General features: G+C 71.8%; 8 protein-coding genes and 1 pseudogene. 7 read left to right on the top strand and 2 right to left on the bottom strand.

The genetic code is table 11. From position 1 onward, the window contains the following. The first annotated feature begins 61 nt into the window (after positions 1-61). Positions 62-682, top strand: a complete 621-nt coding sequence (locus ACIRQH_RS15720; protein WP_388872683.1) for a hypothetical protein — start codon at positions 62-64, stop codon at positions 680-682. Positions 683-775: 93 nt separating this feature from the next. Here the strand turns inward: ACIRQH_RS15720 and ACIRQH_RS15715 are convergent, their stop codons facing one another. Then, entirely contained in the window at positions 776-2575 is a 1800-nt protein-coding gene (locus tag ACIRQH_RS15715; protein WP_358820321.1) for a coagulation factor 5/8 type domain-containing protein, read from the bottom strand. A 421-nt stretch (positions 2576-2996) separates the two neighbouring features. On the opposite strand from ACIRQH_RS15715, the gene ACIRQH_RS15710 reads away from it, so the two are divergent. The 6 genes and pseudogenes from ACIRQH_RS15710 to ACIRQH_RS15685 form a co-directional block, all read left to right on the top strand. Next, positions 2997-4091, top strand: a complete 1095-nt coding sequence (locus tag ACIRQH_RS15710) for a DUF1996 domain-containing protein (RefSeq protein ID WP_358820322.1) — start codon at positions 2997-2999, stop codon at positions 4089-4091. Between the two features lie 101 nt (positions 4092-4192). Continuing rightward, a complete protein-coding gene (locus tag ACIRQH_RS15705; protein WP_388872680.1) occupies positions 4193-5944 on the top strand; it encodes a discoidin domain-containing protein in 1752 nt (583 codons plus the stop codon). Between the two features lie 53 nt (positions 5945-5997). Further along, positions 5998-8757 carry a glycoside hydrolase family 3 C-terminal domain-containing protein gene (locus tag ACIRQH_RS15700; protein ID WP_388873070.1) on the top strand — a complete coding sequence of 920 codons (2760 nt, stop codon included), beginning with the start codon at positions 5998-6000 and terminating at the stop codon, positions 8755-8757. Between the two features lie 62 nt (positions 8758-8819). Next, on the top strand, positions 8820-9860 hold the full coding sequence (locus tag ACIRQH_RS15695; RefSeq protein ID WP_355877668.1) for a LacI family DNA-binding transcriptional regulator: 1041 nt from the start codon (positions 8820-8822) through the stop codon (positions 9858-9860). A 152-nt stretch (positions 9861-10012) separates the two neighbouring features. After that, a complete protein-coding gene (locus ACIRQH_RS15690) occupies positions 10013-10885 on the top strand; it encodes a universal stress protein (protein WP_388872677.1) in 873 nt (290 codons plus the stop codon). Between the two features lie 138 nt (positions 10886-11023). Further along, positions 11024-11307: pseudogene (locus ACIRQH_RS15685) on the top strand (glycoside hydrolase family 16); the annotation flags it as partial. 26 nt (positions 11308-11333) lie between these two features. Here the strand turns inward: ACIRQH_RS15685 and ACIRQH_RS15680 are convergent. Next, entirely contained in the window at positions 11334-11687 is a 354-nt protein-coding gene (locus tag ACIRQH_RS15680) for a hypothetical protein (protein ID WP_358820325.1), read from the bottom strand. Positions 11688-11766 lie beyond the last annotated feature (79 nt).

Genomic DNA, 11766 nt, shown 5'->3' with positions numbered 1-11766 from the left:
GAACGGAAGTGGACGAGCCGACGAGCCCCCGTCCCCGTACGGCAGGAAGAGGCGAGCCCCCATGAGCAGACGCGCAACCCCCGGCCGAAGCGGATCACGGCGTGTCGCTGCCCTGCTGGCCGCGATCGCGTGCGGCTCCGTCCTGGTCTCGTGCAGTTCGGACAGCGACGACAGCGGCGCGGCCTCCGCCAACCCCACCCCGCCGAACGCCTCCGACTTCACGGGGACACCGCCTTCCGCGATCGCCTCGGCGGCCTCCTCGATCATCGAGTCCGCGAGCGGCCGGGCATCGTCGGCGGCCGCCTCCGTGTCGGCGCGGGCCTCGGAGTTCGCGGCGTCGGTCAACGCCGACACCGAGCGCGCCGCCGTTACCGCCCAGAAGGAACTGAAGGGCGTCGAGGGCGCCGGTAACGCGACCTCCGACGTCAGCATGACCGGTCTGCCCACCGGGGAGACCGGCGGGCTGCGCGCCGTGGTCGTCACCATCACCAACAAGACCGGACAGAAGGCGTCGTACGCCGTCCAGGTCGACTTCAAGAACCCCGACGGGAAGGTCGTGGAGACCCGCTACGTCGGCAAGGAGAACCTCGACCCGGGCAAGCGCGCACAGCCGGTCGTGGTCAGCCGGCAGCCCGCGGAACCCCAGCTCACCCCCGTGCTCGCCAAGGCCCAGCGCTACTGACCCGCGGCGGTCGCGTCACAGCCGGCCGCGCACCGCCGGGACCCGGCCTCCTGTCGAGGACGGGTCCCGGCCGTGTGCCGCGGGCAGGAACCGTCAGGGGTACGAGACCACCGTGGACGGCACGGTGGAGGTGCCCGACGTGGGCGCCCCCGTGTCGTTGATGACCCGCTCGTACTGACCGGCTCCGCCCAGCGAGACGACCAGCAGGTCGTGGAACTTCACGCCGGGCTTGTTCGGTGCCGCGAAGCCATGGTGCTGCACGATCGTCTGGTCGACGTTGTAGTAGCAGTAACTGCCCAGCCCCCAGCCCTCGTGCGTGGTCACGGAGTCGGCGACCTTGTACGCCGCGTACCCCTTGATGCTGCCGTTCTGGATCGCGGCCTGGTTCGGCGCGTCGTAGGCCTTCTCGTTCTGGAAGAAGATGGTGCGGCCCCGCTCGCCGTACCACTGCACGTCGTACTTGTTGAAGTGTTCGACGAACAGTCCGGTGGCGAGGACGTCGGCGCCGTTGACGCGGATGCCGTAGTCCGCCCGGTTGGTGTCCCAGCCGACGCCCGTGCCGTGGTCGGCCCGCCACACCCAGGTGTGGTCGATGATCGTGTGACGGCTGTTGATGACCATGCTGGTCGTCGCCTTGCCCGCCCCGGCCCCGCCGATGCGCACGAACACGTCCTGCACGGTGGTCGGGTTGGCCGAGTGGTCCGTCGAGGCGCCCGTCGGGCCGACCTCCAGGAGCGTGTTGGAGTTGACGGGTCCGGCGTCGATCAGGAATCCGGCGAGCCTGACCCCGTCGACGTCGGCCGTCCGCAGCGCGGTGACGCCGTTGTCCGGGATCAGCGTGGCGTAGCCGAGACCGAGGACCACGGTGCCCGCGCGGTTGACCTGGATCGGCTGGTCCAGGTGGTAGATGCCGGGCGTCAGCAGCAGGTGGAGCCCCTGGGTGAGCGCCGCGTTCAGGGTGGCGGCGGTGACACCGGGCTTGGCCACGTAGAACTGGCTGAGCGGCAGCGACGAGCCGCGCGGAGTGCCGTTGCCCCAGGTGACGCCGCGCGCGTTGGTGCGCTTCTCCGGCAGGAACACCCGGTACTCGCTGCCGTTGAGGTACAGGAACGGCTTCTCCCGGGAGACCGGGGTGGTGTCGAGCGTGGTGTACGGCGGGTTCGGGAAGGACTGCGCGGGCGCGCCCTGGACGCCCGAGAACACCATGTTCCAGACGGCGTTGGACCAGCCGCCCACCGAACTGTCGCGGGTGTACCACTGCTGCTGCGAGTACGGGCCCACCGAACCGTCGATCTTGCTGTCGGCGATGTACCCGCCGCTGGCCCATCCGTAGCCGTTCGGGGCGAGGTTGAGGCCGCCCCTCACGTGCATCCGGCGGAACGGCGCCGCCTGCGCGACCGCCCAGCGGTTGGTGCCGTTGACCGGGCTGAGCGCGAGGTTCTCCGCCGAACGCCAGAAGTTCTGGGTGGCGTTGCCGTTGAACCAGCCCGCGTCGACGGTCACGTCACCGTTGATCGACGTGTCGTCCGGGGACAGGCCGAGGCCCGCGATCGAGGTGTAGAAGCCGAGTTGGGCGTTGAGACCGTTGTACGTACCCGGCTTGAACAGGAGCGCGTAGCGGCCCGTGCCGAACTGGGCGGTCTCCTGCTGCTTGAAGATCTGGTCGAGCTTGGCCTGGATGCCCGCCGTCGACGGGTCGAAGACGATGACGTTGGGGCCCAGGTCACCGCCGCCGGGAAGGGCGGCCGGCTGCGGGGCCGGCGCGGCGGACGCGGGGGAGGACAGAGCGAGGAGCCCCGGCGCCGCCGCGGCGGCGGCCATCGCTCCGAGAACGGTGCGGCGCGCGACGGGGGAGCGGCCGGAGTCCGGGGTGTCCGTGGGGGTGTGAGACATGGGGGGCGACTCTCCTGGTTCAGGAAGTGAACGGTGGGAGGTTGGGGGAGCGCTCTCTTGCCGATGCATGCTTCATCCAGGTGAACGACGCGTCAAGAGTTGTGACCGGAGTCCCGCATGTTGTTGCGGAGTGAACCGTCAACTCGGCCTGTATTTGCCGCACTTGATAGACGTTTGGGGGCAGTTGAGTGAGGTTCCCCGGGGTTCTGGTGTGTTCAAGAGGTGCGCGCATCGCACGCAGTGATTCTCCGTCAGCTCCCTTGACACCCTTGCGCACCCGCCACAACACTCCTGGACGGGAGAGCGCTCTCCCAGTTTCCTCGGCACATGTGATGGACCGTCACGCGGGCGGCCCCGGACAGCATTCCGTCCTCGGGCCGCCCGACCCCCACCGTCCCCATCGACGTGGCAGGAGGTCTCCATGGCACGGAGATCGAAGATCGTCTCAGGAATCCTTATGTCCAGCGCACTGGTCCTCACCACGCTCGGCCTGGCCGGCGTGGCGATGAGCGCCGACCCGGCGCCCGGCGCGGCCGCCTCGGTGGCCGGTTCGGCCACCGTCCACACGGGGCACGCGATGCCCGTCTCGACGCTCGCCTCGCCCGAGGACCCGGACGGCGACGGATACATCCCGGCGAACCCGCCGGTGACCGGGGTCGTCCCCTCCAAGGCGGAGCCGACGCACCGGTACTTCCACGAGTTCCAGGCGAACTGTTCGGTGTCCCACACCCGGCCGGACGACCCGATCGTCTACCCCGGCCAGCCGGGCAAGTCGCACGACCACACCTTCATGGGCAACACCACCACGAACGCGGCCAGCACCACCGCCTCGCTCGACTCCGGCGGAACCACCTGCAAGGCCCCCGGTGACAAGTCGGCCTACTGGATGCCGACCCTGCTCAACGGCAGCACACCCGTGCTACCGGTGGGCCCCCAGGTCATCTACTACAAGGCCGGGGTCACCGACTACACCAGCGTGCGGCCCTTCCCGAAGGGGCTGCGCTTCGTCGTCGGCAGCCCCATGCAGTCCGCGGCCGACTTCCGCAACCACCGCGGTTTCGTGGAGGGCTGGGAGTGCGGCGACAGCTTCTTCAACGTCGACTTCCCGCAGCAGTGCCCGAACAGGGCCGACGTCCAGCTCAACATCCGCTTCCAAGCGCCCAGTTGCTGGGACGGCAAGTACCTGGACACCCCCAACCACCAGAGCCACATGGCGTATCCGGTGGTCAACCCCGGCACGAACAACAACATCTGCCCGGACGACCACCCCGTCGCCCTGCCGATGATCGAGTTCAAGATGGCCTTCCCGGTCAACGGTGACATGTCCAAGGTGAAGCTGGCGAGCGGTGCCGGTTACTCCTTCCACTACGACTTCTTCAACGCGTGGGACGCGCCGACACTCAAGGCGCTCGTCGACCACTGTGTCGTCGGTGGCCTCCAGTGCGACGCCCGCGGCTACGACCAGACGCACCCCGAGGCGGGCGCGGCGCTCGACGCGAACTACCGGCTTCCCTGACGCCGGCGCTCCCGCCGGCCGGTACATGGCCCCGGCCGGCGGGACCCCCACCGACCGACCTCTTGCTCTTCCCCCCTCACCCGCACACCGGACGGACACTCATGACCGCATCCCGTACCACCCGGCGCCGCGTCACGGCGCCCCTCACCGCGGGCCTGCTCGCCGCGGGAGCTCTCGTCGCGCTGCCCTCCCAGGCCGCGCACGCCGCCGGCAGCGTCGTCAAGGTCACCGGCTCGCAGGGCAACTGGCAACTGACCGTCGACGGCAGCCCGTACCAGATCAAGGGCCTCACCTGGGGGCCGTCCGTCAGCGACGCCCCGCGCTACATGCCCGACCTGAAGTCCATGGGCGTCAACACCGTCCGCACCTGGGGCACCGACGCCTCCAGCAAGCCGCTCTTCGACGCGGCCGCCGCCCAGGGCATCAAGGTGATCGCCGGCTTCTGGCTGCAGCCCGGCGGCGGCCCCGGCAGCGGCGGCTGCGTCAACTACCTGACGGACACCGCCTACAAGAACCAGGTCCTCACCGAGTTCCCGCAATGGGCGGCCACCTACAAGGACAACCCCGGTGTCCTGATGTGGAACGTCGGCAACGAGTCCGTGCTCGGCCTGCAGAACTGCTACAGCGGTGACGAGCTGGAGCGCCAGCGCAACGCGTACACCACCCTCGTCAACGACATCACCAAGAAGATCCACGCCGTCGACCCCAACCACCCCGTCACCTCGACCGACGCGTGGACCGGCGCCTGGCCGTACTACAAGAAGAACGCCCCCGACCTCGACCTCTACGCCGTGAACGCCTACAACGCGATCTGCGACGTCAAGGCGGCCTGGCAGCAGGGCGGTTACACCAAGCCGTACATCGTCACCGAGACCGGCCCCGCGGGCGAGTGGGAGGTCCCGGACGACGCGAACGGCGTTCCCGCCGAGCCCACCGACCGGGCCAAGGCCGACGGATACACCCGGGCGTGGAACTGCGTCACCGGGCACAAGGGCGTCGCGCTCGGCGCCACGATGTTCCACTACGGCACCGAGTACGACTTCGGCGGCATCTGGTTCAACCTGCTGCCCGCGGGCGAGAAGCGGCTGTCGTACTACGCCGTGAAGAAGGCGTACGGCGCGGACACCTCGCACGACAACACCCCGCCGGTCATCTCCGACCTGACCGTCGAGGGCGACGCCGCCAAGGTGCCCGCGGGGGGCGACCTCACCCTCGCGGTGAAGGCCACCGACCCCGACGGCGACCCGATCACGTACGAGGTGCAGGACAACAGCAACTACATCGACCAGAGCAAGCAGCTCGTCACGCTGCCCTCCACCGACCTCGGCGGTGGCCGGCTCAGGGTGACGGCGCCGGACAGGCCCGGCGTCTGGAAGATCTACGTCAAGGCCAAGGACGGCAAGGGCAACGTCGGCGTCGAGACCCGCTCCTTCCGCGTCGTACCGCCCGTCCCGAGCGGCACGAACATCGCCCGCGGCAAGCCGGCCACGGCCTCCTCGGCCCAGGCGGGCGGCGGTGACTGCCCCTGCACCGCCGCGGGCGCCGTCGACGGCAACCTCACCACCCGCTGGGCCAGCGACTGGAGCGACCCCCAGTGGCTCCGTGTCGACCTCGGCAGCCGCACCTCGTTCCGGCACGTACAACTGGTCTGGGAGACCTCCTTCGCCAAGGCCTACACCGTGCAGACCTCGGACGACGGACAGAACTGGACCACCGTCCGCAGCGTCACCGACGGCAACGGCGGCGTCGACGACCTCGACGTCTCCGGAACCGGACGCTACGTCCGGGTCAACGGAACCGCGCGAGGGACCGGGTGGGGCTATTCGCTGTATGAGTTCGGCGTCTACAACTGAGTCGGACACCAACGGGAGAGCGCTCTCCCAGGAATGAGGCCGGACACATGGAGATGACGGACGACGAGGCGGAACGCGAACGGCTCCTCGGCAAACTGACCCTCCGCGAGAAGGTCCGGCTGCTGACCGGCGCGACCACCTGGCGCACCCGGGCCGAACCGGCCCTGGGACTGCGGGAGATGGTCCTGTCGGACGGCCCCGCCGGAGTGCGGGGGCAGTCCTGGGACGAGCGCGACCCCTCCCTGCTGCTGCCCTCGGCATCGGCGCTCGGCGCACTGTGGGACGAGCGACTCGTGGAACGCCTCGGCGGCCTGCTCGCCGCCGAGGCGCGCCGCAAGGAGGTCGACGTCGTCCTGGCGCCCACCCTCAATCTGCACCGCACCCCGCTGGGCGGACGGCACTTCGAGTGCTTCTCCGAGGACCCCGAACTCACCGGCCGCACCGGCGCGGCGCTCGTCCGGGGCATCCAGGCGCACGGGGTGGCCGCCACGGCCAAGCACTACGTGGCCAACGACTCCGAGACCGACCGGCTGACCGTCGACGTCCGCGTGTCGGAGCGGGTACTGCGTGAGGTCTACCTGGCGCCGTTCGAGGCGGCCGTCGAGGCCGGCGTCCGGGTCGTCATGGCCGGGTACAACGGCGTCAACGGCAGCACGATGAACGCGAGTCCGCTGCTCGACGACCCCCTGAAGCGGGAGTGGGGATTCGACGGCGTGGTGGTCTCGGACTGGGGGGCGCTACGGGACGGCGACCCGGCGGCCCGCGCCGGCCTCGACCTCGCCATGCCGGGACCCGACAGCGCCTGGGGGGCCGCCTTGGTGCGGGCCGTGGAGGACGGACGCGTTGCGTCGGCGGCCGTCGACGACAAGGTCCGCCGACTGCTCACGCTCGCGGCGGCGTGCGGGGCACTCGGGGAACCGCCGGTGGACGCGGCGGCCCGCGCCGTCGCCGAAACCCCCGCCGGTGCCGGCGCTCGCACGGACGACCCGGACGATGCCGTCCGCCGTGCGGCTGCCGGTGCCGTGCTCCGGGGCGGAACCGAGACCCTCGGCCGCGCACGTACGCAGAGCGGTTCCGGTGGGCACGCCGACGCCGACGCCGGATCGCGCATCGGCACCGTGTCCGATCCTCGTGGCGAAGCCTCGGATCACCTCCGTGCGACGGCCGTTCCGTCCACCCGAGCGGAGACGGCAGCCGCGCACCCCGCGCGTCCTGCTGCCGGTACCCCTGTCGGTGCCGAGGCGGAGGACGGGGCCGGGGACACGGACCTGGACGCCCGGGCCCTGCTGCGCCGGGCCGTCGCCGCGAGCGCCGTTCTGCTGCACAACCGCTACGTCCTCCCGCTCGATCCCGGCCGGCTGCGGACGGTCGCCGTGATCGGGGCGCACGCCGTTCTGCCCCGCACGCAGGGCGGCGGCAGCGCCGGCGTCTTCCCACGGCACGTCGTCACCCCGCTCGACGGGATCAGGGCCGCGCTGGGAGACGGCACCCGGGTCGTCCACGTACCGGGCCCGTCGACCGACGCGCCGCCGCCGCCCCTGGCACCGGACCTGTGCACCGATCCCACGACGGACACCCCCGGAGTCCGGCTCCGCCTGCTGGACGCCGCGGGAAGCGAACTGCACTCCGAACACCGGCTCAGCGGACGCCAGTTGGAACCCCCCGTGCTCCCCGGCGCGCACACCGTCGAGATCACCGCCCTGCTGGTCCCGGGAACGTCGGGGCCATGGACGATCGGCGTCGGCGGATTCGGCCGGATGAGCGTGACCATCGACGAACGCGTCGTCCTGGAGGGGGAGTTCGCTCGGGAGACGGACGATCCGGCCGTCGTCCACGTGAACCCGCCCGTGCACCGCGTCCGCGTCCCGCTCACGGCAGGACGCGCGGTGCGGGTGACGGCTCGTCGCGAACTCGCCCCCGGCACCGGCCGGGCCACCGTGGTGACCGCGGCTCCGCCACGCCCCGACGACCGGGCGGCGCTGGCCGAGGCCGCGGTGGCCGCCCGGCACGCGGACGCCGTGATCGTGGTCGTCGGCACCACCGAGCACGGCGAGTCCGAGGGCTACGACCGGACGGACCTCGGGCTCGGCGGCCGTCAGGACGACCTGGTCCGGGCGGTGACCGCCGCCAACCCGCACACGGTCGTCGTCGTCAACAGCGGTGGCCCCGTGGAACTCCCCTGGCGCGCACAGGCGGGGGCTGTGCTGCTGACCTGGTTCCCCGGGCAGGAGGGCGGCGCCGGTCTCGCCGACGTGCTGTTCGGGCACGCCGAACCCGGTGGCCGGCTGCCCACGACCTGGGCGGGCACGCTCGCCGACGCCCCGGTCACCCGCACCGGACCCGTCGACGGCCGCCTCGACTACGACGAGGGCCTGCACATCGGCTACCGCGCCTGGGCGCGCCACCACCGCACGCCCGCCTACTGGTTCGGACACGGACTCGGCTACACCACCTGGGCGTACGAAGCGCTCGACGTCCCCGACGACCTGGTGGCCGGTGAGTCCTTCACCGTGCGGATCGGGCTGCGCAACACGGGCGGGCGCCCGGGACGCGAGGTCGTCCAGGTCTATCTCGCCGGACCTCCGGGCCCCCTGGAGCGCCCGGAACGCTGGCTCGCGGGCTACGCGGCCGTACACGCCGCACCGGGCGAGCGGACGACGGCGGTGGTGCGGATCCCGGGCCGCGCGCTGCGTCACTGGGAGGAGAACACCCACGCGTGGCACACACGGCCGGGGCCCTACCGGGTGCTCGCGGGCCGCTCCGCCGGATCACTCCCGCTGACGGCCGTCACCCTGGTCCGGGCCTCGCGCTGAGCCCCCGGAGGTCGCGGAGAGCGCTCTATCCCGAGGCGGGGCCGGGCGGTTAGGGTGCCGCCATGAGCAGACAGGCTCCCACGCTGGAGGATGTCGCGCGGGAGGCCGGAGTCTCGCGCGCGACCGTTTCCCGGGTCATCAACGGTGTCCGCAACGTCGACCCCGGAATTCAGGAAGTGGTGCGCGAGGCCATCGAGCGGACCGGGTACGCGCCCAACCGGGCCGCCAGATCGCTCGTGACCCGGCGCAGCCAGACGGTGGCCCTGATCGTGTCCGGCGCGGGCGACACACCGGGGGAGGAGCAGAACGCCTTCGCGGCGCGGGTGTTCGCGGACCCCTTCTTCGGACGGGTCGTCAGCGGCGTCGTGGGATACCTGCGTCCGCGGTCGATGCATCCGCTGCTGATGTTCGCCGAGTCCGCGGACACCCGGAACCAGGTGCTGACCGACCTGCGGCAGGGGAGCGCCGACGGCGCGCTCGTCGTCTCCACGCACGCCGACGACCCGCTGCCGGCGCTGCTCGCCGGCGCGGGCCTGCCCGCCGTCCTCTTCGCCCGTCCCACCCGGCCCGTCGCGCTCAGCTATGTCGACCTCGCCCACCGGGACGGCGCGCGCCTCGCCGCCGAACACCTGCTGAACCGGGGCTGCCGGCGGATCGTCACCGTCACCGGGCCCCTCGGGGTGGCCGCGAGCCAGGACCGGCTCGCCGGCTTCCGCGACACGATGGCCCGCAGGGGCCACCCGTACGTCCCGGTCGCCGAGGGCGGGTTCACGCTGGACAGCGGCATGGCCGCCATGTCCGGACTGCTGTCCGAACACCCGGACGTGGACGGGGTGTTCGCCGCGAACGATCTGATGGCGCAGGGCGTGTGCCAGGTGCTGCGGGAACAGGGCCGACGGGTGCCGGACGATGTCGCGGTCGTCGGGTTCGACGACTCCAGCGTGGCCGTGACCTGCCGGCCCCCGCTGACCACCGTGCGCCAGCCGGTGGAGGAGATGGCCGCGGCCATGGCCCGGCTCCTCGACGAGCACATCCGGGGCGTACGCACGGAGCCCACGTCGTTGATCTTCGACCCGGAGATCGTGGTCCGCGCCTCGGCCTGAGGCTCGTCCGGCAGGGGGGTCGGACCGCTGTGCCACACGGGGCCCGTTCACCCCGGTCTGCCGGGTACGCCGAGGTGTGTGGCGGACACTGGACCGGTCAAGAGGGAAGAGCCACCGGCCGCGCGGGCGGGCCGGCGACGGAAGGCAGGCGCATGACCGACCCCATCACCGTGGGCGTGGACGGATCTCCCGAGAGCAGGGCGGCGCTCGGCTGGGCGGCCAGGGAGGCGGTCCGCCGGGATCTGCCCCTCAGGGTGGTGTACGCCTGGCACTGGCCGCCGCACGACATGGTCGGCGGCGGTGACCGGGAGGACCAGGAGCGCTGGGCGCGCGGCATGGTCGAGGACGCGGCCCGTACGGTGACCGACCGGCACGCGGGTCTGCGGGTGACGGCCGAGGTGCTCGACGGTGAGTCGGTGGAGGCGCTGTTGCGGATCGCCACCCCGGCGGGCGTCCTGGTCCTCGGTTCGCGCGGGTACGGCGCGTTCGTCGGCTTCCTGCTGGGCTCCGTCGGCCAGCAGGTGATCTCCCGGACACCGGGCCCGGTGGTCCTCGTGCGCACGGAGGACCGCCCCGAGGGCGAGGCCGGGGGCCGGGAGATCGTGGTGGGCCAGCAGGGCGGCCCCGACGACAGCGCGCCGGGCCTCCGGTTCGCGTTCGAGACCGCCGCGGCCAGGGGAGCGACGGTGCGGGCCGTACGGGCCTGGAGTCTGCCTCCGGTGTTCGCCTACAGCCCCGCCTCGCTGCGGCTGCTCGACGAGGCAGGCGGCCTGGAACCGTACGAGCGGAAGGCTCTCGACGAGGCGCTCCAGCCGTGGCGGGAGCGCTTTCCCGACGTGGCCGTCACCGAGCACGTGGAGATGGGCAGCGCGGGCCAGGTGCTGCTGTCCCTCTCCGACCGGGCCCAGCTGATGGTCGTCGGGCGCCGCGTCGAACGGTCCGCGGTGGGCGGCCGCATCGGTTCCGTGGCGCACGCGGTGATGCACCACGCTCCGTGCCCCGTGGCGGTGGTCCCGCACTCCTGACGGCCCGTCGGAAGCGGCCGGCCCGTCGCCCGGCCGCGTTCAACTCCCGAACCCAGAAGCCGTGTTGACGGCCCTCCGTGCCAATCCTGAGGTGAAGTACTGACGGTGCCATGCCGCTCCGGTCGACTCCCGGACAGGCACACCTGCGCGGTGGACTGGGCCTCTACGGGCATGCGCTTCTCCGTCGACGGCGCCGTCGTCCAGGAGACGACCCGCAACAAGCTGGAGTCCGCCCGCGGCCGGTGGGTCTTCGACCGCAACCAGTACGTCATCCTCAACCTCGCCCTCGGCGGCGCCTGTCCGGCGGGCTGGAACAAGGTCACCACGCCCTACTGGGGGCTGCCCCAGTCCAGCGTCGACCGCGTCCAGCCGGCGGCGTTCAGGCCGAGATCGACTGGGTGCGCGTCGAGCGGAAGAGGTGAGACGGCGCGGCGGCCGGGCGGGTCGGTCACCCGTTCCCGGCCCGGGACATCCGTAGAGCCAGATCCTGAAGCAGGTCGGCCGTGCTGACCTCGGTCCGGCCGGAGTCGTGGAGGTCGGCGAGTTCGGAGAAGAGGAACGCGAAGGCGCCCACCAGCGAGATGGCGGCGGGCAGATACGCGTCCGCGACCGCCTGCCCGGCCTCCGCCGGGCCGGCGTCGCCCGGCACCTCGACCCGGGGGAACACCTCCGTGACGAGCGCGCCCAGGTTGTTCTCCGCCGACTCGACGCCGGCCTCCTCGTCCTGGGCGATCCTGCGCACCATCGCGTTGGTCTCGGTGAGTACGCCGATGGCGCGCAGGATGATCTCCGTCTGTTCCATGCCGTGAGCCTAAACGGGCGAGGCCCGGCTCGGGCAGGGATCTTGGTGTCGGGATGGTAGACAGGGCTCATGAACGACA

It is taken from the genome of Streptomyces sp. NPDC102279, from assembly GCF_044766365.1.
GTDB lineage: Bacteria > Actinomycetota > Actinomycetes > Streptomycetales > Streptomycetaceae > Streptomyces.
Note: the sequence above shows the minus strand (reverse complement) of the source record. Positions and strands in the feature narration are given on the sequence as shown.